The organism is Microbacterium deferens (assembly GCF_045517775.1).
GTDB lineage: Bacteria > Actinomycetota > Actinomycetes > Actinomycetales > Microbacteriaceae > Microbacterium.
The window spans coordinates 1,134,529-1,157,153 of record NZ_JBEUWT010000001.1; the positions used below are offsets into that span (position 1 = coordinate 1,134,529).

A 22,625-nucleotide genomic window follows, 5' to 3' on the forward strand; every position below is an offset into this window, starting at 1 on the left:
TCGAGAAGTCTTGCGGGCCCGGGGGGAACCGCAGACGTGGTCCGTCTGACCGATCCCCCCGACGGTTCGGCCCCAGCGTCACAGACGAACGGAACACGCAATGACTAGCACCACGGTCCTTCGAGCCCTTCGCAAATGGTGGTGGGTCGTCATCGTCCTCACGCTGGTCGGAGGTGCCGCAGGGGCGCTATCGACGGCACTCATCGCCCCGACCTACAAGGCGACCGGCTCCCTCGTCGTGACGTACAACGCCCCCGTCGGTGCCAGCTCCTCCGACCTGGTGCAGGCCAACACGTTCGCCGTCCAGAAGGCTGTCGCGTACCAGCAGATCGCCCTCTCCGAGCGGGTGCTCTCCGTCGTCATCACTGACCTCGGCCTCAGCGACACCCCCGAGGAGCTCGCCCTCGACCTCGAGGTCGAAGCCACGTTGAACACGCCGATCCTGCAGCTCTCGGGCAAAGCCGGCACGGCCGGCGACGCCGCGGTGCTCGCGCAGGCCTACATCACCGCGTTCACCGAGGTCATCGCCGAAGTCGAAACACCCTCGACCGGGGGTGCTTCGCCCGTTCGCATCGAGACCCTCCAGGAGCCCATCGCCCCGCCGAAGCCCGAGACGCCCGATCTGCTCGTGAACGTCGCTATCGGCCTCGGCGCGGGTCTCGCGGTCGGTCTCATCTGGCTCGCGGTCGCTGCGGCGACCGACCGCCGCATCCACACTCGTGACGAGCTCACCGAGACGGCAGCGCTTTCGAAGCGCCGCATCCTCGGCGGGGTGCCGGCCGCGCACGGCGCAGCCGGTCTGGCCCTCGTCTCCCAGCCGCTCGCCCGCGAGGCAGAGGCCTATCGCACGATCGCCGCCACGTTGGGCCACACGCCCCATGCGCGCCTGGGCGTCGTGGCGATCACGGCGGCGACGCCTCGTGACAATACATCCGCCCTCACCGCCAACATCGCTCTGGCCATGAACGAGTTCGGGGTTCGTGTGGCAGTCATCGACGCGAACCTCCGTTCGGGTCGTCTCTCCGCACTGCTCGACCTGACAGGACCAGGCCTGGCGGAGGTGCTCCGCGGCGACGTCGAACTCGCCCCGTCCCTCCACCAGACCGAGGGCATCACCGTGCTCGCGGCGGGCAAGAGTGTCGACAGCCCCGCCGAGCTGCTCTCGGGGGCAGAGCTCGGAAACGTGGTGAAAGAGCTCAGCGCATCGCACGACATGGTCTTCATCGACGCGCCGCCCGCGCTTCCGCTCAGCGACACGATCTTCGCCGCATCCGTCGCCCAGTCGACGGTCTTGGCAGTATCGGCGGGCCGCGTCACGACCGGCCAGCTCGATTCGGCCGCGCAGGCCCTCGAGGCCGTCGGCGTGGAGGTCATCGGCGTGGTGATGATGAACGCCCCCGTGCGAGGCAGCGACGCCGACCCGTCGACATCGCTCTACCGCGAGCTGCAGCCGGCTCGCAAGACCGACTGACCGGATAGCTCAGCCGTGCGCATTGCGATCCTCACGACCAAGCTCAGTGGTGGCGGTGCGGAGTTCGTCGCACGCGTGTGGGCCGAGTGGCTTGCTGCCCACGGGCACGACACTCGCATCATCACGACCTCACCGACGGATGAGACCCGGCTACCCGGGGGCGCTCGGGTACGCCCGCTCGGCGCGACGGGGCATGCCGGACTGGTTCGAGCTCTGCGGCACGAGTTGCTGCGCGAGCCGGCCGACGCTCTCGTCGCTGTACAGAGCTACCCGAACCTGCTCGCGCTGGCCGCTACCGTCAGGCTGGCGAATCGGCCGGCCGTGCTCATCAGCGAGCGCAACATCACCTCGCGCGAGGGGGAACCCCCGACGCGCGGAGAGCGTCTGAAGCTGCTGGCCGCTCAGCGCTTCTATCGCCGAGCCGATGTCGTGGTCGCCATCTCCCACCCCGTCGCCGCCGAACTGATCGGCGCATACGGCGTGCTGCGCTCCCGTCTGGTCATCGTGCCGAACCCGGCAGGGCAGCGTTCCGAGGTGAGGGCACGTCACCGGCAGCAACCCTCGCCCTTCGATCCGGAGGCACCGCTCAACCTGGTTCTGCCCATGCGCCTCGTGCCTCAGAAGCGGGCCCCGCTGGCTGTGGCAGCCGCTGCGGTCCTGCGCGCGCAGGGCGTGGACGCACGGTTGGTGTGCTTCGGCCAGGGACCGGGCCTGGATGAACTCGAGCAAGCTGCACGTGCGGCCGAGGTGCCGCTTTCCATTCCCGGCTGGACGTCGGACTGGGTCGCTGACACCCCGGCCAACGCGATCGCGGTGCTGCCGTCCTACCGCGAGGGTTTCGGCAACGTGCTGGTCGAGGCCGCCTTGGGCGGCATACCGAGCGTCGCGGTCTCGAACTCCTACGGAGTTGCCGACGCTCTCGTTCCCACGATCTCGGGCGAACTGGCCCTTGCGGGCACCCCCGAAGACCTGGCCGCCGCCATCCTCCGCGCACGCTCCGCATCGATCGGTCGCGTCGACGAGTGGGCTCGGCGCTTCTCGAGCGACAACAGCGGGGCGCTCTTGTTGCGTGCGATCGAGAAGGCCACGCGACGCACGTCCCGCACCGGCCCACGCCCCCGGCCGACCGTGATGGTGTCGGCGGTGGGCCAGTTCGACAACGTCGGCGATACGGTCCTGCGCCGCGGTTTCCTCGACCATCTCCGCACCCTCGGCCCGCTGCGCGTGTACGTCGGAGACAAGTCGGACGACTACATCAGCGGCCTCGGCCTGCAGCAGGGCGACATCGCCGTCCGCAATGGCGCCCAGTGGCGTCGGGCGGTCTCACGTCAGCTCCTCGCCGGGCGCGGCATCTATGCCTTCGACACCGGCGAGACCGAAGCACAGGCGCCGTTCGCGCGCCGATATCTCAAGCTCGCCCCGCTCCTCGCGATCAACCGGCTTCGCGGCGGCTTCGCCGTGCAGCTGGGAACGGGCGTGCGCGAGTCGACTCCGTGGCGCCGGCCGATCGCTGCGGTGCTGCGCGTGTGCACGATGGTCACCTGGCGCGACGACATGAGCCGTCGCATCATGGGAATCGGCTCGGTGACCCCCGACTGGGCGTTCGCGCTGGGGTCCGACGACGAGCTCCTCACGGACGACGCTCGACCCCGCCCCTTCCTCGCCATCGCGGTGCGCCAGGGCCTCAGCCATGCGGCACGCGACAAGCCGACGGCAGAGTGGATCGCGACCGTTCGCCGGCTGGCGGACACTCTCGGCCTCGAGCCGGTCGTGCTCGCGCAGATCGAACGCGACGGTCCCCTCGCCGACGAGCTGGCGGAGCGACTCGGATGCACGGCGATCACCTGGGTCGACGACAATCACGCGCGCCAGGAAGAGCGCCTGCGCTCCGTCTACCGCGACAGCGCGATCATACTCACCGACCGCCTGCATGCGGCTGTCATCGGAGCCACCGAGGGTGCGGTGCCGGTCGCTCTCACCACCGGTCCGCTCGACAAGGTCACGCGGACTCTCGAGGGGGCGAACATCGTCGGCACCAGTGTGCCCCGCGCCCTTCCCTCGTACGACGAGGCGCTGTCGGTGATGACGGATGCGCTGAGTCGCCGCTCCGAGATCATGCGTGCTGTCGGGCACGCTCGAACCGTCCTGAACGACCTCACCGCCGCTCTGCGCACGCGCACCCACGGATAGGAAGCCGGCCATGACCAGTCCACTCGTGTCCGTCATCATTCCCGCTTACCGCGCTGCGGAGCATCTGTCTGCGGCGGTCGACCGGCTCGATCGCCAGACGATCGAGGCCCCCTTCGAAATCGTCATCGTCGACGACGGTTCTGACGACGGCACCGCGCAGACCGCCGAAGCACTGGCGCAGACCTACCCCCGGGTCCGCTTCTTCGCCCTCCCCGAGAACGGGGGTGTCGCGAGAGCGCGCCAGCGCGCGGTCGCGGAGGCGCGGGGCGAGTTCCTGTGGTTCGTCGACGCCGACGACACGTGGCCGGATGACGCCCTGCGCACACTCGTCGCTCTTGCGCAGCGCAACGATGCCGACATCGCGGTCGCTGACGCGGAATTCGTCTACAGAGACGGCACGCGTCGAAGACTCTCCGCTCCGGTCTCGGCTCCCACCTCGGGCCGAGAAGGATTCCGCATGCTCCTCCGAGGAGAGATCACCGGGCACCTCTGGAACAAGTTGTTCCGTCGCGAGGTCATGACCAGGGCGTCATTCGCCCCCGCACGGGTGCAATCAGACCTCGTCATGGTCGCCGATGCACTCACGCACGCACGCCGCGTAACATATTCGTCACCACTTGTTTACCAGTATTTACTGAGAGACGACTCGATCATAAATTCGGTATCGAAACGATCCGATAGCCTCGCTATTATCGACGCAGCAGTCAACCGAGACGCTGCAGGTCTCGGTCTGAAGGCATCGAACGATTACCGCTATTTCCGCGCTCGGTACATCCATCTGTCAGGTCTGAAGGATGCCCTGTTCGCGGGCTATTCCCCCGCCGAGCGGGCAATTCTGATCTCGGAGCGACGACGCGCCCTCACCATGCAAAACATGTGGGCGGTCGCTCGACGACGCGATATGAGGCGCCTCGCACTATGCATCACGGCGAAAACATCTGTGCGTGCTCACCGCGCACTGCTCGCCCTCGCCGAGAGGTAGCCGCAAGGTAGGCGAGCGCCTTTCTGTTCGCCGATCTCAGGGGCTGATGATGTTCGACCGACCCATTACAAGGCCCAGCGCCTTTCTTCTCGCATTCCTGGTTGCCATCACGGGTGTGCTGATCGCATCTCCGGTAACGCCCGCACAGGCTGCCACCGTGTCCTCCGCAGGGACATATGAAGACAGCTCGCCCAACATCACCTACACGGGCAGCTGGTCGCGGCTCTCGTCGTCCGGGTCCAGCGGCGGCAGCATCCGCTACACGAGTTCGACAACCGCGTCCGCGACCCTGACCTTCACGGGTGCGTCGATCACCTGGTACACGTGGAACTCCCCCACCGCAGGAATCGTGAACGTCATCGTGGATGGCAAGACCGTCGCCACCGTCGACAACTACGCCCCCTCGAGCACCACCGGCATCGTCGGCTATCAGGCCGACGTCGGTCCTGGCACCCACACGATCAAGATCGTCGGATCAGGACAGAAGAACGCGAAATCCAGTTCGCGCATCACGCACATGGATTCTTTCGTCGTCGGCGCGGTTCGCTCCGTGCCCAGCCTCGACACCCCCGGACGCATCGGCGAGTGCCCGGACGCGACGACGACGGTCTCCACCGCCGCCGAGCTCACCGACGCGCTCGGTAGCGCACAGCCCGGGTCGGTCATCCGACTCAACGACGGCGTCTACACCGGCGAGTTCACGCTGCAGGTAGTCGGAACCGCTGCCCAGCCGGTCTGGCTCTGCGGCGGGCGAGGGGCCGTGCTCCAGACGGGTTCGGTGAACACGGGCCTGGCGTTGCGGGTGCATTTCTCGGCCCACGTGCATGTCGCCGGATTCAGCGTGACGACCTCGCTCCAGGGCGTGATGGTGAAGAACAGCCGCGATGTGACCGTCAGCGACCTCGCGGTGTCGAACATCGGGTATGAGGGCATCCACCTCTACGCGCAGACGACCGACAGCGCCGTGCAGTACAACACCATCAGCCGCACGGGAGTCCGTGACGTCGCGTACGGCGAGGGCGTGTACATCGGCACGTCTCAGCGCCGGTGGTCAGAGGTGACGACGGGCCTGCCCGACAAGTCCGACCGAAACAAGATCATCATGAACACGATCTCCGATACGGGCGCAGAGCACATCGAGGCCAAAGAAGGAACGACGGGAGGAATCATCGGGGGGAACACCCTGTCCGGATCCCTCCCCGGGTCCCGCTCCCTGGGGTGGGTGCTGGTCACCGGGAACGCCTGGACGATTGCCTACAACGACGGTTCCGATGCGGTCGAGCATGCATATTCGTCGATGGTGTGGTCGAATTGGGGGTACGACAACGAATTCTTCGCTAACACGGGGACGGCGAACTCCTCTGGGTACGGCGTCTGGGTTCACGACAAGAACCGCCGGGTGAAGGTTGCGTGCGACAACGACATCACCTCATCCGGAAGCGGGCTCACGAATGTCTTCTGTTCTCCATGACGAACATCGTGACCACAACGAACACCAGAGCGACGGGCGCCGCATCGCGGTTATCGTCACTCGGCTGACAGGCGGCGACGCCGAACACATCGGAGTGGACCGCCTGCGTTGGCTGGCCGACGCGGGGTACGACGTCACCGTCGTCCCCGTGTCGGCCGAGCCGGCCGACCGTTCTCTCGCCCTGCCGGCCGCAGTGACGGTGAGGTACCCCGACGCCGACGGAGGGCGGAGCGGGAAGGTCCGCAGCATCCGTCGCCTGCTGTCGGAAACGCCGTTCGACATCGTTCTCGCCCTGCAGACCGGGCCGAACCTGCTCGCGGCGGAGGCCGTCGCCGCAATGGCGGCGAGGCCGATCCTCGTGCTCACCGAGCTCGAACTTCTCACGTCCGGCCTCGCTCGCCCCGGTATCACCGCGATGCGACGGATCCGGCGCGCTCGGCGCGCGTATCCGGAGGCCGACCTGGTGATCGGCTCGTCCCATCCGATCAGCGCCGAACTCAGCGCCGCCTTCGGCGTGCCGGCGAGTCGGAGCCTGGTCGTTCACGACCCGGTGCTCCCCGCCGCCGCGAACCCTATCGCGCGCTCGATCGATCCATCGGCCGGTATCCAGCTGGTCATCGCCAACCCCCTCGTCGCCGCGACCCGGCCCCACCTCGCGATCCTCGCGGCGCGAGACCTGAACTCCCGCGGCGTACCCACGAACGTCGTGGCCCACGCCGAAGGGCCTCTGGCCCGCGAGGTGGCGGCTCTCGCGAAGCGCTCCGATGTGACGTTCACCGTCTCGCCGCGCGGCGAAGGGTGGGCCGCCCAGCTCGCCCCGAACGCGGTGGTGCTCCTTCCTCACCGCGCGGTCGGGCTCGGCCGCGTTCTGGTCGAAGCCGCGGCGCACGGCGTCCCGTCGGTAGGCATCTCGACCGCCTTGGGCGTCGCCGATGCCCTCATCCCGGGCATCACCGGTGAACTCGCCTTCGATGATTCACCGTCTGCGATCGCGGACGCCGTGTACGCGGCTGCCCGCCTGGAAGTGACGGGAATCGAAGACTGGCTCGACCGGTTCTCTTCCGCCACGAGCGGTGCGGTGATGGGCCGAGCTCTCGACTACGCAGCCGCGCAGCGCGTGGCCGCCTGAGGTGCGGGTCCGCCGCAGGTACGCGTTAGCCGCTGTTGCTCTCGCCCTCGCCTTCTTCTGCGTCACGCTGTCTGTCTCGCTCTCCCCGACGACCTCAGGGGAGCCGTCGCCGACACACACCGAGGCGGTCGAGGACCGTACCCTGACGACCAGTGGTGACGCCGAGTACCTCGCCGGGTACGAGTACCTCCGGGGCGTGAACGTCTACAGCTTGATCTTCACCGGCAAGGGCATTCCGGTGGCCGCGCTGGGTGAACCCCAGTCCAGCTACGACTTTCTCGCGGAGCGCGGCGTGAAGATCGTTCGTCTCGCCGTTCCCTGGCAACGCCTGCAGGAGATACCCGAGGGCGGCGACGCCATCGACGGCTTGAACGAGCCCGTGAACGTCGAGTATCTCGAGATGGTCGCGGAGCAGGTGCGCCGGGCCGGAGCGGCGGGTATCCGCACCGTCATCGACCTGCACAACGGCTGCACGTATCCGTGGGGGGCCGCCGCACCCATCGAGGGCAGCGTCCTCTGCGGGCAGGGCATCACCGAAGCCCACGTGACCTACATCTGGTCCACCATCGCCGAACGCTTCCGCGACGATCCGAACGTCGCGGCGTACAACATCTTCAACGAACCGCGCTTCCAGGTGGGCGTAGACGTCTACATGTACTACTCGCAGGTCGCCGTCGACGCGATCCGCGCGACCGGCGACACCCACTCGATCTGGGTGGAAGGCATGCTCAGCGACGAACGCGGCCGGCTCGCCTCGATCGCCCCGTGGGGTCCGTGGATCATCGACCCGCTCGGCCGCATCATCTACTCGGAGCACTTCTACGCGGATTCGCAGCTCGAGTACATCGCCGAGGAAGAGACGCGCACCATCCTCACGCGGCTGCGAACGTTCGGCGACTGGTGCACGCGCTGGGAGGTGCACTGCGCTGTCGGGGAGGTCGGATGGGCTGCGGGCGGGCCCGGCGAGCAGTTCTCGCAGGAGTCGGCCGACGGGTGGGCCGCCCTCTTCGAGGAGTTCTACACGATCGCCGACCAGTACAAGCTGGACGTCACCTACTTCGCGGCGTCGGGAACCCACCGGTTCGGAATGCTCCTCGCGTACGTGCCGAGCCAACCCGGCATCCCCGCTCGCAGCGGCATCGACACCGCCCGCTCGCAGGCCGAGGTGATCGAACGACACCTCTCCAAGAGGGCTGACGAGTAGAACCCGCCTCAGTTGCGGATCGTCACCCGCACGCCTGTCGAGGTCGCGATGTTGCCCGCAGCATCCGCCGCCTTGGCCGTAATCGTGAACGTGCCGTTGGCGCGTCCTCTGGTGTCGAAGGTCACCTGCCACTCCGACGCGCTGTACTTCACCGCTGTCGCCAGGCGAAGGGAGCCCGCGAACAGGCCCACGTCGACGACGCCGACGTTGTCGGTCGCCGACACGCGCGCCGTCACCACTCCGCTGAGCACCGCCCCCGCAGACGGGGAGATGATGCTCACGACGGGGGCGACGGTGTCGACGACGATCGGCTGATCGGGCACGCCCCAGCTGTTCATCGTCGCGACGAAATCGGTGACCGACCACGACGGGGTGTTGTGTCCGCTGGTGTGAGTGCGCAACGTTGCCTCGCGGGCTGTCGGCAGCGCGGTGGCCCGCAGAGCGAGCCCATGCTCCGCGGGCGGCACGACCTCGTCGCTGTCGTCGGGGGCGGACACCACGATCCGCATGCGCTTGCCGGTCCACGCCGACGAACCGTGACGTGCCGGATTGGCCGCATCGATGCTGGCAGGGTCGCCGAAGACCGCCTGCATCGCCTCGGTCTGCCGTCCACCGGCTTCATAGTGCGCCCGAAGGTCGTAGCTGCCGTTGACGACGTACATGCCGGCGACGTTCGTGATGAGCTGCCGGGCGTACGTTTCGGTGCCCAACGCCCCTCCGCCCGACGTCGAACGCAGCACGTTCGTGGCGATCGTGAACAGACCCCGCATGTATTCGAAGCCTGCAACCTGGAGGGCGACAGCCGTCGGGTGTGAGTACAACGTGCCGCCGGCCGTCTGACAGATGGCGATCGAACCGCGGTCGACGACCGCGTGCGCCGCCGTCTTGAATCCGCCCTCGAGCGCGTTGTGGTCGCTTCCCGAGCCGTGATAGAACCACACGACCGGCACCGGTACGCCGCTCCCCGGCTTCGCCGTCTGCGGAACGAAGATCCTCGCCACATCGCCGTTGATCCGCACGTTGATGTTGTCGAACAGGGTTCCGGTGACGGTTCGCTGATTGGTCTTGCGGTAATACTCACCGGGCAGCTTCGGGGCGGGGTACGCCGTGTCGGCAGCGTCGGCGGCCGTGAGGGAACCCCCGGCGAGAGCGATACCCCCGAGCCCGCCCGCCGCCAGCGTCAGAAAACCGCGCCTCGAGACGGAGTCGGGGCTGATGAAGGTGTTGGCGTGCGATGCAGCCATGAGAGTGGGCCCTGTCTTCGAGGCGAATGGAGCCGGAGTCGATCGGCGGGACGAGGCCCCGTTGGCAGCCACCATACGTCCGGGGCCGGCGAACCCGGTCCGAACGCGCGTTACATCTTCGTTAACGCTGGCTCTGGCCGCGGACACGCCGTCGGGCACAGGCGATCGCGTACCCAGGGTACAGGTTCTAGTGTTGCACGTCTGATACCTCGAAGTGAAGAGCTGATCACGCAACTAGGCACTGATTGTCTCGAAGGCGTATCTTGACGGCAGGGGGACGCGAGCAACGCGATCTACTTCTGGCCTGTTCTGGGGGCGAGGAGGTGGATCACCGTTGCATCCGTCGATAGACGACGCACAGTGGGGGAAAACACGTGGGGGACGAAATCCCGGGTTCCGGGGGAAAAGTGTTATTCGTGTGCTCGAGCGGGGGGCACCTGACCGAGCTCATTCGGCTGAGCCGGCGGTTCGGCTCCGATCCGGAGAGTCTCTGGGTCACGTTCGACACCTTGCAGAGCCGGCATCTTCTCGAAGGGCAGCGGATGGCGGTGCTGCCGTACATCGGCCCGCGCGATCTGAAGGGAACGATCGCGTCGGCGCCCGCGCTGGAGCGCATTCTGCGCCGGGAGCACTTCGACGCCGCGATCAGCACCGGTGCGGCGATCGCCACGGTCGCGCTGCCGATGGCCGCGTTCCACGGCATACCCAGCACCTATGTCGAGAGCGCGAGCAGGCTGCGCGGGCCCTCGATGACGGGTCAGATACTGCGCCGAATACCGGGCGTGCATCTCCGCACCCAGAACTCGCAGTGGGCCGACGACCGCTGGCGGCCTCACCCCAGCGTCTTGGAGGACTTCCGCGCTGAGACGGCCGCCGAAACCCCGCGAATTCGTCGCGTGTTCGTCGCGCTCGGCACGATCGAGGGGTACCGGTTCGACTCCGTCATCGACGCGTTCCTCGCCACCGGGCTGGCGAACGATGAGACCGTGTGGCAGCTCGGTTACACAACACGAGACGACCTCCCCGGAACGGTGCACGACTTCCTCCAGCCCGAGGAGTTCGCGCGTCAGGCTCGCGACGCCGACCTCGTGATCACGCACACCGGCGTCGGAACGATGGTCGAGATGCTGACCGCGGGGATCTTCGCCGTGTACGCGGTGCGACGAGCTTCGCGCAATGAACACGTCGATGATCACCAGGTCGAACTCGCCGACATCGTGACCGAGATGGGTGTGGGCATCTCGGTCGAGGGGCCCGATCTGACCCGCGAGATCTGCGAGCAGGCCGCCCGACGCCGCGTGGTCGACACCGACCTCTCGCCGAGCCCGCTGTGGCACGTCGCGTGAGAATCAGCGAGTCCTCCGGCCCACGCGCGGAGCGCAGAGAGATCTTCGCCATAGGGCGAGGACAGTACGAGAACATCGGCGATGTGCTCCTGCGTCGTCCCCTCCTCGAGTGGGCGCGTGAAGCGGGGAACCTTCACGTCTACGTCGGCCACTCTCCTCCCGGCTACGACGAGGGCCTCGGTATCGAACCCACCGACACGGTCTACCGATCGTTCGTGAAGTGGTATCTCGCGCTCGTCCGACAGGCCTGGGCGGGGCGGGCCGACTCCCTGTACAAACCGGGAGAGGTGCAGCTCACGCTGGTCGGCATGAAGGAACACATCGTCATGTTGCCGGCCGTCGCCCTCGTCCGTCTGCGAGGCGGCCGGGTCGCCCGCATCGGGGCCGGCGCGCGGAACTTCGCCCCGCTCCCGCGCGCCATCATGTGGCCGTCCAGCGCCTTGAGTACGTACACCCGGTGGCGCGACGATCACACGGCCTCCTATCTCGGCTTCGGCCCGGCGATGCCCGATCTCGGTTACTCCGACGGCCTGTCCGATGACGCCGTGCGCGCGATGATCTCCGATCCCGCCGAGGATCGCGACCTCCTCGTCGTCTCACTCCGCGAAGATGAAGAAGTCGCCCCCCGCCCCTATCCCGACCAGGCCTGGATGGAAGGGATCCGAGAATCCGCCCGTCGACTCGGCCTCCGCATCGCGATTGCGACGCAGGTATCGGTGGATGACGAACGAAGCCGCCGGCTCGCAGAAGACCTGGGTGCCGAGGAGGTCGTGGGGTGGCCGTCGCTCGAGGGGCATTCTGCCCAGGAGGCACGCCTTCGCCAGCTCTACCGACGGGCGCAGGTCGTCGCCAGCGACCGGTTGCACGTCATCATCGCCGGTTACACCGAGGGCGCCGTGCCTGTCGGTCTTCAGCTCGATGATTCGACGAAGATCTCCCGTCACTTCGACACGATCGGGGTGCACGGCGTCGCCATCAACACCATCGGGCTGGGAGCGACCGAGCTGGCATCCCGCATCGAATCACTCGCTGCACGGCGCGCAGAGATCCTCGGAGCCCTGCCCGCCGCCCGCGAGCGGCTGCGCGCCGTTCGTGACGACCTGCACGCCCTCATCGGACGATCGACCGAGAAGAGGGCACCCACGGTCGCAGACGTCGTGCGGCGGCGCAGCGCCAGCGAAAGCCTCGCGCGTCCGGTCGTCTTCCACGTCGGCCGAGCCGGCGATGTGCCCGGCGGCATGACGCAGGTCATCAACGCCTATCTCGCCTGGCGATTCGAGCGGTCCGACGTCGCCGTGGTCGTGTCGCGCGGCAATCCCGGCGACCACCTCACGGCGCTCCGCCGGTTCATCGCTGCCCGCCGCCGCATCACCAGGATCGCCCGATCGCGTCGTGCGGCCGTCGTCGTCGTCCATCTCTCCGAACGCGGCTCGTTCCTGCGCGAAGGACGCCTCGCCATACACGCAGCTCGGCTGGGGCTCCCCGTCATCGCCCACCTGCACGGCAGTGAATTCGCGCAGTACGAAGCCGCCCATCCGAAAGCCGTCGCCGACGTCCTGGCCGTGTGCGCCCAGGTCATCACACTGTCCGACGAGGCGAGCGAGATCGCCGCGCGCACCGTCGGCGAAGAGCGCGTGCGTCTCATTCCGAACGCGATACCCGACGGCGAGGCGAACGAGAAACGCCGCACCATCGTGTTCGGAGGGGTCGTGTCGCATCGAAAGGGCATCGACGTCCTGCAGGACGCGTGGCGACGCGTCGCTTCGACGCATCCGGAATGGACGCTCCTCATCGCGGGCCCCGTCCGCGATGAGGAGCTCGTCGACCGGGCCCTGCCGCAGGCCACGTTCCTCGGCAGTGTGTCGCACGAGCGATTGATGGGCATCCTCGATGACGCCGCGATCGCCGTCCTCCCCTCCCGCGACGAAGCGATGCCGATGTTCATCCTCGAGGCGATGGCGCGTCGCGCGAGCGTCATCTCGACGTCGGTGGGCGGAATTCCCGCCGTTCTCGGGGACGGACACGGGGTGGTGGTGGCGCCCGGCGACGCCGACGCCCTCGCCGACGCGCTGACCGAGCTGATCAGTGACGAAGGTCATCGAACGAGGCTGGCCGAACGGGCTCATGCCCGGTTCGTCTCCGAACACTCCGCACACGCGGTCTTCCCCGTGGTGGAGTCCATCTGGTTGGCTCCCCTGGGCGCGTCGGTGGCTCCCGCCCCCGTCGGCGCCTCGGAATAGAGCACGATGGCGCGGCTTCGGCGTCCGCGGAGCGGGCGGACACGCTGGCTCGCCGGGGTCGGCGCCGTCGTCGCCGTCCTGGCGATAGCCCTCGCGTTCGTCGTTCCTCGGCACAGCCAGCCGCTCGCGGCTGTCGACCCGGAATACCTTCGGGGGCACGACTACCTCCGAGGAGTGAATGTCTACAGTCTGATCTTCGCGGGCGCGGGCGCACCCGTGGTCGACGTCGGCGAGCCGCAGTCCAGCTACGACTTCCTCTCGACCCGAGGTGTGTCGATCGTGCGCCTCGCCGTTCCATGGCAGCGGCTGCAGGAGATCCCCGCGGGCGGAACCGCGCAGGACGGCCTCGCCCAACCCGTCGACACCGTCTACCTCGACATGGTCGCCGAGCAGGTGCGCCGTGCGGGGGCAGCGGGCATTCGTACCGTCATCGACCTGCATAACGGCTGCACGTACCCCTGGGGCGCGGGCGAGTACGTCGAGGGAAGTGTCTCCTGTGGCGACGGCATCACGGAGGAGCACGTCACCACCATCTGGTCGATGATCGCCGAACGGTTCCGCGACGATGCCGACGTGCTCGCCTACGACATCTTCAACGAGCCGCGCTGGTCGGTGGGCGTGGAAACCTACAAGCACTTCGCGCAGGTAGCCGTTGACGCCATCCGTTCGACCGGTGATGAACACACGGTGTGGGTGGAGGGAATCCTGAGCGACACCCGCGGCAGGCTTGCCGCCATCGCGCCCGACGGACCATGGATCGTCGACGAGCTCGGTCTCGTCATGTATTCCGAGCACTTCTACGCCGAGGAACGCGGCCCCTTCGAAGCGGGGGCCGAGAACGGCACGGTGATTCAACGCCTGCGCGAATTCGGTGATTGGTGCACCCGCTGGGATGTGCGCTGCGCCGTCGGCGAGGTGGGCTGGCCCTCGGGTGGGCGCGGCGGGGTCTATTCCGCCGAATCGGCGAACGGATGGAATGCCCTGTTCGAGGAGTTCTACGCCGTCGCCGACGACTATCGTCTCGACGTGACCTACTTCGGCGCGTCAGGATCGAGCGACGCCGGCACGCTGCTCGCATACGTCGGGAGCGTGCCGGGCATTCCCTCCGTCAGCGGCATCGATACGGCACTCTCGCAAGCCGAGGTGATCGAGAGACATCTCTCCCGCCCGTCGCAACGGTGAGCTCGCCGCCCTCGTCAGGTCGCGTCGGCCCGACGGGCGAGGCGACGAGCGATCGGCTTGGGGAGATTGTAGACACCACCCACGGGGCCGAGCAGGACGAAGAGTCCGAGCGCAACCAGGATGGCCACCGCGGTCATCACCACCGCGACGACCACCGCCGGAACGCTTCCCACAGGGACGAGAGGCACGAGGACGGCGAGAAGGATGGCGTGGGTCACGTAGATCGGCAGCGTGCGCGTGCCGACGGCCAAGAACGGGGCGGCAAGCCATCGCACCTTCGCGATCATCGCGGCGATGACAAGACATGCCGCAACGCACACCACCGACAGCAGCACCCGTGCGATTCCCTCCGCAGCATCCGGCAACCGCGTGAAGAGGAAGAACCCCAGCGGGATCACAAGGATCGCGGGGATCAGCAACACGGCTGTCGACCGGGCGGCGACCGTCTTCCACACGTCGGGCAACCGGGCACCCAAGACGAAGAAGAACAGATACAGGCCGATCGACCGCCATACCCCGTTGCCGCCGGTCGGAACGAGATCGTACGCCGCGAGGACGGACACGGCGCCCGACAGTACGAGGGGGATCCACAGGGGCCACCGCGCAGTGAGACGGCCGATCACGAGGTACAACACGAGCGCGAACAGGAACCACAGACCGTTCGTCGGCCAGACCGGAGAGATCGCCAGCGCCACCCAGGGATGGGTGTCGCCGAGCGGCCAGGGTACGACCGTGAACCAGAGGGCTCGGATCAGTGACCACAGGAAATAGATGTAGATGAGAAGCGCGAGACGCGAGCGCCAGATCCCACCCCAGGTCCGGCGGATGGCGTTCGCCGCGAACACTCCCGAGATGAGGAAGAACAACGGCATCCGGATCGCCGTCAGAAAGATGTTCAGGGTGTCCAGCCAGCCCAGATCCCACCCGCCGACCTCCATGAGCTGAAGCGTGTGCGCGAGGACGACCAGCATCATCGCGCCGCCACGGGCGACGTCCGCCCATCCCAGCCGGCTCGTCGTCATCTCGTGATCCCCTCGTCGCCGTCCGTCTTCGGGCGGCTCGAGGGCGGCGCCTCATCGGCGGGCACGGCGCGGGCGGTGCGCGGGCGGAACGGATAGACGAACAGCCACGAGACGCGCGTCAGGTACCGGGTCAACAGAATCGACAGGGCGACCACGACAGCCGTCAGGAGGAAGATGGCCGACAGCCCTCGGTCGGGGAGAGGCCTGTCGATCCCGGGAATCAGCGAGACCAACGCCACGAGCAAAGAGATGATGAAGATGTGCACGAGGTAGATGTTCAGCGTGCGCTGCCCGACATAACTGACCCACTTCAGCGGCGCGAGCCGTACGAGGTACGAAGCCAGCGCGAAGCCGGCCGCGACGACCAGGATCTGCGCGATGAGCTCATAGCCCGGCACGCGCAAGAGGCCCGGGACGACGAACGTGGCCGCGATCGCGATCGCGAACGCGACGCACACTGCTGCCGCCTTCCAGGGGCGCATCCGCTCGACGGCACCGTACACGCGCTTGTGGAAGTACGCGCCGACGACGAAGAAGAACAGGTACTCGAGCATCCGGTTGAACCCGGAGTTATCGGTGTCGAGCAACCCCGACGCCGAGAGCGTGCTGAGGATTCCCGAGACGATGAGCAGGACGGCCGGGGGCGCCTTACGGAAGAGCCACACGACGAGAGTGAACAGGAACAGTGCGTAGATGAACCAGTAGGAGCTGATCGGCCACACGAGAATGAGCAGGAGCGCCAACGGGTCCTGAGCGGAGTCGCCCGCACCGTCGGATCGCACGTTCGGGGCGATCAGGTAGAAGACGAACCGGATGACCGACCACAGAACGTAGAGGTAGAGATACTGACGCAATCGTCGGCGCCAGAGATCGGCGAACGACCAGCTTCCCACCCGGGTCTGGAACATCCCCGAGATGAGGAAGAACGCGGGCATCGGGAAGAGGTCGAGCACCAGTCGCGCGCGGCCGATCCCCGCCGCATCCATCCCGATCGAGGTGAGGAAGAGCGCCACGTGGTAGGCGACGATCAGAATGATCGCCGCTCCTTTCACGAAATCGACCCAGTCTCGTTTTCCGACGTCATCGCGCAGCAGCACGGTGCTCCGAGCTTTCGTTGTCCCCACTCTTACATTCCCCCCGTTGGCCGGCTAACCCGCAGCGCCGGCACCGATTCGTTCGATGTTCGCCCGCGCCGCCCCACGGGCACGGACCAGTCCGCGTTCGACACGCACCCGGCTGTCGTCTGAGTCGAGGATGCTGCGCACCACGGCGACCATCTCCTCCCCCATCCCGCGCCTCGGCGTGACACACAGTTCCGGCCAATCGAAGAGCCTCATGAGACCCTCGACTTTCCCCTGCGTCGCGACGGTGACCGCCGGCACTCCCCTCGAGAGCGACATCACCGCGAGATGCATCCGGCCGGTGATCGTGACGGTCGCCGCGTCGGCCAGCGTGCGAATGACCGAGGGAGCAAGCATCTCTTCGATCAAGGTCACGCCCGCGCCACCGACCGAGGCCGCGACACCTCGACAGGCCAAGAGATCGTCGGCCGTTGTGCGTATGACATGCGGAAGAAGAACGACATGCAGTCCGCGTGAGCGCAGCTCCTCGATGAGCAACGCATACTCGGGCACCTGATCGACCGTGCGGGCGATCAGGCCGCTGGCGTTGACGAGGGCATACGGGCGCGGCAACGACGCGGCCACGTCGGGGAGCACCGGGGCCAGCCGATCGTCGGTGAAGACGATGTCGGCCGTTTCGACCACTCCGACAATGCCCGCATCCCGAACCCTTCTCGCCGATTCGGGATCACGCAGCAGCAGTCGCGCCCCCGCCTGCCCGGCCGCGCGCAGGGCGTCCCACGCGGGGCGGGGTGCGGCACTGTTCCAGCTGAACCCGATGACGGTCGTATCGAATCCTCGGCGCGCGGCGGAGGCCGCGAGGGTCGCTCGCCGTATCGAGGGTCGCAGCGTGTAGACCCCGTCCATGATGTCGGCACCGATGATCGACACGCTCGCGGCGCCGGTCAGTACCCGCCCGAGGGCACGGACATCACGTTCGTGCGCCGACCCCTGCCCGTAGAACAGGTTCGGCAGCGCCTCGATCCTCGCGTGCTCGGCGAGGTCGGCGGGAAGGTGGAAGTCGTCACGGGCACGGGTGATGATCGTGACGGGCTTGTCGGCCGCGGCGACGAACGCCTCGACCATGGCCTGGTCTCCGATGTTCCCGGCTCCCGGAGGGGCGACGAGCACGTGATGCGACGAGCCCGGACTCCCCACGGAGGCCTCGACCAGAGCACCGAACCGGCGACGCGTGTGTCCCACACGGTCGACGAGTCCGCGTGCCTCTTTCTTCACGCGCTGTGTGATCCTGCGCAGTTTCATAGGTCGGCCTCCTGGGGCTCCGTCGACGGCGGGGCGGTGCGGGCAGACCTCTGACGCCGAAAGAACCGGCGCGCGCCCGCCATGGCCCTCACGTCGCGGCGGAAGGGAGGAAAGACCAGGGCGATGATGGCGAGTGCCGCGAGGAGAACGGCCGCCCCGACGAGGATGCGCACGATCGAGAGGCTCTCGGGGATGGCCATCGTCGACGCATACGACGCCGCCGCAGCCAGCGCATAGACCACGATCGTCCGCAGCGCTCCGACGAACAGCCGCCCCGCCGGGGCGATCGAACCGCGCACGAGCCAGACGATGCCCATGGGCCACAGGAGCGCGTTGCCCAGGGCGTACGCCCAGGCGACGCCCTCTACACCCCAGAGGGCTCCCCCGATGATGAGCCCGATGACGAGAGGCCGCGTGATGAGGGTGTACCAGAACTGCCGCTTTGTCCGGCCGAGCGAGAGCACGACCCAGTACGTGGCGAAAGAGGCCGCCTGGAAGAGTCCGGCGACGGCCAGGATCTGGAACAGAGGCACCGATGGCGCCCACTGCGATCCCAGCGAGATGGCGATGATCGGCGCGGCCTGCGCGACGCAGAGCGCCAGCACGAGGCTCACGATGTTCAGGAGGGTGATCTGCCCGAATGTGAGGAACTCCCGGTAACGCGCCGGCTCGTCACGGAGTCGTGACAGCGTGGGAAGCGCGACTCTCGACGAGGGCGCGTTGATCTGATTCAGAGGCAGCGACATGAGCTGGAACGCCCGGTTGTAGAAGCCGAGGCTCGAGGCGCCGAAGACGCGTCCGATCACGAGAGCGTCGACGTTGCGACTCGCGTAGACGAGCACCTGGGAGGCGACGAGCGGCCCACCGAAGGTGAGGAAGCTGCGCATCTCCTCACCCCGTCGGGGCAGTCCCGGCATCCACCGTGCCACGAACGGCAGGACCAGCACCTGGAAGAGCACCTGGATGACCTGTTGCGCGACGAGCGCCCAATAGCCGAAGCCCGCGACCGCCAGGATCAGCGCGATTCCGAGACCCACGGCCTGCGCGGAGATCTCCACGGACGCGAGCGCACCGAAACGGAATCGGCGGTTCAGATCGGCCCGGAACTGGGTCGAAATACCGTTGAGCAAGAACGTCGCCGACAGCGCCAACGTCACCGCGATGAGTCGATCGTCGTCGTAGAACGCGGCGATCGGTACGGCGAGCGCGGCGACGATCCCGGTCAGGAGCGCTCCGATGCCGGTGTTGATCCAGAACAGGTTCGATCGCTGCCCGACGGAGAGCGTCTTGGCCTGGATGGCCGCGCTCGACAGACCGAAGTCACGAAGAATCTCGCCGACTCCGATGATCGCGATCACCATCGTGGTGAGCCCGTAATCGGCCGGAGAGAGCAGTCTCGCGAGCAGAACGATGCCGCCCAGCTGCACGAGGATGCGTATCCCCTGCGCCCCGAGAGTCACCGCGGCTCCCCGCGATGCGACGGCCCCGAGACCTCGCCCCCCCGAGCCCACCGTCACCCCCTCCGCAGAACGGGTTCAGGTGCGAGGGGCTCGAGCGGAGCCGCGTTCGCCAGATCGCGCGGCTCGAAAGCCGCTTCGCGCGCATCCGGCCGACGTCCCCACCGAGCCGCGTCGTCGCCCCGGCCATGGACGGCCATGATCACGAGGAACCCGAGAAGGATGTGCATGGTGCGCACGGCGTCGATCGAGTTGAACCCCGCGAGCGCGACGACATAGGCCACCATCGCGAGAATGACGCTCAGATTGCCCCTGGTGCACGCCTGCCAGATGAGGGCCGTCATGAACAGCGCGAAGAGGATCAACCCCGGGATCCCGATGCTGATCAGCAGCTGGAGGATGGAGTTCTCGATGATGATCGTGTCGAACAGTCGCGACGTGATGCCGGAGGTGCCCGGGCCGGTGCCTATCCATCCGGAGAGGTCGGCCGCCCGGAAGGCCACGTCGACGGCCCGGTCACGCACGTCGGCCGAGATCTGCGACTCGATCGAGTCCGATCGCTCCACCAGGGGCCCGGCGTTGAGCACGACCACCGCACCGATCGCGGAGACGACCAGCAGCTGCGCCCACCGCGAGATGTTCTTCCACCCCAGGAACAGCGGCGCGAGCAGGAGGGCGAACGCCACGGCGACGCCGACCCCCGCCACAGAGCCGCGGGACACCGTTGCCACGACGCCGCCCACCGAGATCGCACCGGCGAACAGCGGCCACAGCTTTCCGGACTGCAGCCAGGCGCCGATGCCGATCGACGCTGGGATCGTCATGAACGCCGCCGCGAAGAGCGGGTGCGAGAACGCGGCGCGAGCCCGGTATACCGAGAACTCGAACTCCTCCGTCGGGGCCCCGTACACCGGCGAGAACTTGAGCACCATCTCGATGAGCAGGTAGATCCCGACGAGCACGCCGATGACCAAGACCACCTGCGCGAGTAGACGTGCTTCGGCTCGGGCATTCGGAACCAGCAGCGGCATCAGCACGCTCACGGCGAAGGCGAGGGTCCAGCCGACGGTGGTGTCGGATCCTCCCTCGAGCGCCGTACTGACGATGAGCCAGAACAGCAGCAGCACGGCGATCGCACCGATGGCGAAGCGCGGACCCATCGGGCGATGCTCGCCGTCGGTGGGGAGGTTCTCGGCCGGGGTGTGACCCAGTACGAGACGTCGGAACACCCAGATCCCCATGAGGATCGCCAGCGGCGGCAACGCGTTGAACGGACCGTCGCTCGGGATGAAGCGCGTCGGTGCGAGGGTGAGGATCACCAGCGCGATGGTCGGAATGACATGCACCGGGATCACGAAGAGCGCGATCATCACCAGGGCCGCGACGGGCAGCGCGATCGCGATCACGAGCCCGACGAGCTCGGGCGGAATGGCCGCGAGGCGCACGATGACGTTCAAGAACCTGAGGATGCCGAGGGTCATCCCGCCGGCGAAGAGGCCGCCGAGCGCGATGAGCAGGGCGATGCGCGCACCGCGTCGCCACCCGCCGCCGACGACGACGAGATGGCCACGACGACGCGTCGGGCGGTCGCCCTCGCGACGCGGCGTGAGCCGATCGATCATCGAGGTCATCGACGCCCCCACCCCGGACGACATGACTGTTCCATAGTCACGAACCTAGCCGCCCGGAATGAAATCCCTGTTTCCGAGCGATTAATCCTGCACCGTCGTGTGGCCTCTCGACAACTGCCGGTCACGTGCGTCTGCTAGAAAGAGGCATCGCCCCCTGTCGCGATATCTCTTCCGCCGCCAACGATCGCCGGCTTTCAGGCAGTTCCTTCCGTCCCTCTGAGGAGTCTCATGCGTCTGTCCGTGATCGGTTGTGGGTACCTGGGTGCGGTTCACGCCGCGGCGATGGCGTCGATCGGCCATGAGGTGGTCGGCATCGACGTCGACGAGCGCAAGATCGCTCAGCTGTCGAAGGGTGAGGCGCCGTTCTTCGAGCCCGACCTGCAGGAGCTGCTGACCGCCGGCATCGCATCGGGCAACCTCACCTTCACCACCGACATGTCGGCGGCCCAGGGCGCGAAGGTGCACTTCATCGGCGTCGGAACCCCGCAGCAGAAGGACGGCTACGCCGCCGACCTCACCTACGTCAACGCCGCTGTCGAGGGGCTCCTGCCGTACCTGAGCGAGGGAGACCTCGTCGCCGGCAAGTCGACCGTGCCGGTGGGCACCGCCGCCCGTCTGGCCGAGAGCGTCACCCCGACGGGTGCGACGCTGGTGTGGAACCCCGAGTTCCTCCGCGAAGGATGGGCGGTGCAAGACACGATCGACCCCGACCGCCTGGTCGCCGGCGTCCCCTCCGACGCGAACGGCGCCACCGAAGAGGGCGAGCGCGCAGCATCCGTGCTCCGCGAGGTCTACCACCCGTCGGTCGCGAAGAACACGCCGTTCATCATCACCGACTACGCCACCGCCGAACTCGTGAAGGTCTCCGCGAACGCGTTCCTCGCGACGAAGATCTCGTTCATCAACGCGATGGCCGAGATCGCCGAGGTCACCGGCGCCGACGTCACCACCCTCGCCGATGCCATCGGCCACGACGCCCGCATCGGCCGCCGCTTCCTCGGCGCCGGCATCGGCTTCGGCGGCGGCTGCCTCCCGAAAGACATCCGCGCCTTCGCCGCCCGCGCCGAAGAGCTCGGCCGCGGCGAATCGGTCGCGTTCCTCCGCGAGATCGACGCGATCAACCTCCGCCGCCGCGACCGCGCCGTCGACCTCGTCGTGCAGGCCTTCGACGGGCAGGTCTTCAAGAAGAACATCACCGTGCTCGGCGCCGCCTTCAAACCCCACAGCGACGACATCCGCGACTCGCCCGCCCTCGACGTCGCCGTCCGTCTCCACGGCCTCGGCGCCTGGGTCACCATCACCGACCCCGCCGCGATCGAGAACGCCCGACGCATCCACCCGCAGCTGAACTACGTCGAAGACCGCGACGAAGCCCTCCGCGGCGCCGACGCCGTCATCGTCGTCACCGAGTGGGACGAGTACCGCCGCGAGCTCCCGCCCGAGCACGCCGCATCCCTCACCAGCGGCCACATCGTCATCGACGGCCGCAACTGCCTCGACGCGAACGCGTGGCGCGCCGCCGGATGGACCTACTACGGAATGGGACGCCCGTGATCGGCGGCCACCCGATGACAGAAGTGAGCCCCCGGTTCGTTCTGGGGGGATGAACGTCGCCGGGGGCCGGCGCTCAGACCGGAACAAGTACGTGGGGGGATGACTTGCCCGATGCGCG

Annotated in this window: 16 protein-coding genes; 10 read left to right on the top strand and 6 right to left on the bottom strand. The window is 67.5% G+C overall.

Going from position 1 to position 22,625, the window contains the following annotated elements:
- Positions 1 to 100: 100 nt before the first annotated feature.
- From ABTU82_RS05420 to ABTU82_RS05445, 6 genes are all read left to right on the top strand, one after another.
- Positions 101 to 1,471 carry a tyrosine-protein kinase domain-containing protein gene (locus ABTU82_RS05420; protein ID WP_407172230.1) on the top strand — a complete coding sequence of 457 codons (1,371 nt, stop codon included), beginning with the start codon at positions 101 to 103 and terminating at the stop codon, positions 1,469 to 1,471.
- Between the two features lie 15 nt (positions 1,472 to 1,486).
- Complete coding sequence (locus tag ABTU82_RS05425; RefSeq protein ID WP_407172232.1) at positions 1,487 to 3,661, top strand: glycosyltransferase; 2,175 nt, start codon at positions 1,487 to 1,489, stop codon at positions 3,659 to 3,661.
- 10 nt (positions 3,662 to 3,671) lie between these two features.
- On the top strand, positions 3,672 to 4,643 hold the full coding sequence (locus ABTU82_RS05430) for a glycosyltransferase family 2 protein (RefSeq protein WP_407172233.1): 972 nt from the start codon (positions 3,672 to 3,674) through the stop codon (positions 4,641 to 4,643).
- A gap of 157 nt (positions 4,644 to 4,800) precedes the next feature.
- The gene (locus ABTU82_RS05435) at positions 4,801 to 6,114 is read left to right on the top strand and encodes a right-handed parallel beta-helix repeat-containing protein (RefSeq protein WP_407172234.1); all 1,314 of its coding nucleotides are present in this window, start codon (positions 4,801 to 4,803) and stop codon (positions 6,112 to 6,114) included.
- 94 nt (positions 6,115 to 6,208) lie between these two features.
- Positions 6,209 to 7,243 (top strand): glycosyltransferase, encoded by a 1,035-nt coding sequence (locus tag ABTU82_RS05440; RefSeq protein ID WP_407172236.1) that lies wholly within the window; start codon positions 6,209 to 6,211, stop codon positions 7,241 to 7,243.
- A 1-nt stretch (position 7,244) separates the two neighbouring features.
- The gene (locus ABTU82_RS05445) at positions 7,245 to 8,447 is read left to right on the top strand and encodes a glycoside hydrolase family 5 protein (RefSeq protein WP_407172237.1); all 1,203 of its coding nucleotides are present in this window, start codon (positions 7,245 to 7,247) and stop codon (positions 8,445 to 8,447) included.
- A gap of 8 nt (positions 8,448 to 8,455) precedes the next feature.
- Here the strand turns inward: ABTU82_RS05445 and ABTU82_RS05450 are convergent, their stop codons facing one another.
- Entirely contained in the window at positions 8,456 to 9,691 is a 1,236-nt protein-coding gene (locus ABTU82_RS05450) for an Ig-like domain-containing protein (protein ID WP_407172239.1), read from the bottom strand.
- 416 nt (positions 9,692 to 10,107) lie between these two features.
- Here ABTU82_RS05450 and ABTU82_RS05455 point away from each other — a divergent pair, with 416 nt between their 5' ends.
- From ABTU82_RS05455 to ABTU82_RS05465, 3 genes are read left to right on the top strand one after another with little or no spacing between them, the layout of a single operon-like run.
- Positions 10,108 to 11,037: a glycosyltransferase gene (locus tag ABTU82_RS05455; protein ID WP_407172241.1), complete on the top strand. Its 930-nt coding sequence runs from the start codon at positions 10,108 to 10,110 to the stop codon at positions 11,035 to 11,037.
- Positions 11,034 to 13,277 (top strand): glycosyltransferase, encoded by a 2,244-nt coding sequence (locus ABTU82_RS05460; RefSeq protein WP_407172243.1) that lies wholly within the window; start codon positions 11,034 to 11,036, stop codon positions 13,275 to 13,277. The genes ABTU82_RS05455 and ABTU82_RS05460 overlap by 4 nt, the downstream gene beginning before the upstream one ends.
- A gap of 6 nt (positions 13,278 to 13,283) precedes the next feature.
- Positions 13,284 to 14,459, top strand: a complete 1,176-nt coding sequence (locus ABTU82_RS05465; protein WP_407172244.1) for a glycoside hydrolase family 5 protein — start codon at positions 13,284 to 13,286, stop codon at positions 14,457 to 14,459.
- Positions 14,460 to 14,473: 14 nt separating this feature from the next.
- Here the strand turns inward: ABTU82_RS05465 and ABTU82_RS05470 are convergent, their stop codons facing one another.
- From ABTU82_RS05470 to ABTU82_RS05490, 5 genes are read right to left on the bottom strand one after another with little or no spacing between them, the layout of a single operon-like run.
- A complete protein-coding gene (locus ABTU82_RS05470) occupies positions 14,474 to 15,481 on the bottom strand; it encodes an acyltransferase family protein (protein WP_407172245.1) in 1,008 nt (335 codons plus the stop codon).
- Positions 15,478 to 16,605 (bottom strand): acyltransferase family protein, encoded by a 1,128-nt coding sequence (locus ABTU82_RS05475; RefSeq protein WP_407172246.1) that lies wholly within the window; start codon positions 16,603 to 16,605, stop codon positions 15,478 to 15,480. Before ABTU82_RS05475 ends, ABTU82_RS05470 begins: the two co-directional genes overlap by 4 nt.
- A 24-nt stretch (positions 16,606 to 16,629) precedes the next feature.
- A complete protein-coding gene (locus tag ABTU82_RS05480; RefSeq protein ID WP_407172248.1) occupies positions 16,630 to 17,838 on the bottom strand; it encodes a polysaccharide pyruvyl transferase family protein in 1,209 nt (402 codons plus the stop codon).
- 23 nt (positions 17,839 to 17,861) lie between these two features.
- Positions 17,862 to 19,325 carry a lipopolysaccharide biosynthesis protein gene (locus tag ABTU82_RS05485; protein ID WP_407172250.1) on the bottom strand — a complete coding sequence of 488 codons (1,464 nt, stop codon included), beginning with the start codon at positions 19,323 to 19,325 and terminating at the stop codon, positions 17,862 to 17,864.
- Between the two features lie 53 nt (positions 19,326 to 19,378).
- Positions 19,379 to 20,953 (bottom strand): O-antigen ligase family protein, encoded by a 1,575-nt coding sequence (locus ABTU82_RS05490; RefSeq protein ID WP_407172252.1) that lies wholly within the window; start codon positions 20,951 to 20,953, stop codon positions 19,379 to 19,381.
- Positions 20,954 to 21,181: 228 nt separating this feature from the next.
- On the opposite strand from ABTU82_RS05490, the gene ABTU82_RS05495 reads away from it, so the two are divergent.
- On the top strand, positions 21,182 to 22,507 hold the full coding sequence (locus ABTU82_RS05495) for a UDP-glucose dehydrogenase family protein (RefSeq protein WP_116648358.1): 1,326 nt from the start codon (positions 21,182 to 21,184) through the stop codon (positions 22,505 to 22,507).
- Positions 22,508 to 22,625: the final 118 nt, after the last annotated feature.

Excerpts from the sequence above, each read along its gene's own strand:
- ABTU82_RS05420 (WP_407172230.1), top strand. The coding sequence starts at position 101 with ATGACTAGCACCACGGTCCTTCGAGCCCTTCGCAAATGGTGGTGGGTC.
- ABTU82_RS05430 (WP_407172233.1), top strand. The coding sequence starts at position 3,672 with ATGACCAGTCCACTCGTGTCCGTCATCATTCCCGCTTACCGCGCTGCG.
- ABTU82_RS05450 (WP_407172239.1), bottom strand. The coding sequence starts at position 9,691 with ATGGCTGCATCGCACGCCAACACCTTCATCAGCCCCGACTCCGTCTCG.
- ABTU82_RS05465 (WP_407172244.1), top strand. The coding sequence starts at position 13,284 with ATGGCGCGGCTTCGGCGTCCGCGGAGCGGGCGGACACGCTGGCTCGCC.
- ABTU82_RS05470 (WP_407172245.1), bottom strand. The coding sequence starts at position 15,481 with ATGACGACGAGCCGGCTGGGATGGGCGGACGTCGCCCGTGGCGGCGCG.
- ABTU82_RS05490 (WP_407172252.1), bottom strand. The coding sequence starts at position 20,953 with ATGACCTCGATGATCGATCGGCTCACGCCGCGTCGCGAGGGCGACCGC.
- ABTU82_RS05495 (WP_116648358.1), top strand. The coding sequence starts at position 21,182 with ATGCGTCTGTCCGTGATCGGTTGTGGGTACCTGGGTGCGGTTCACGCC.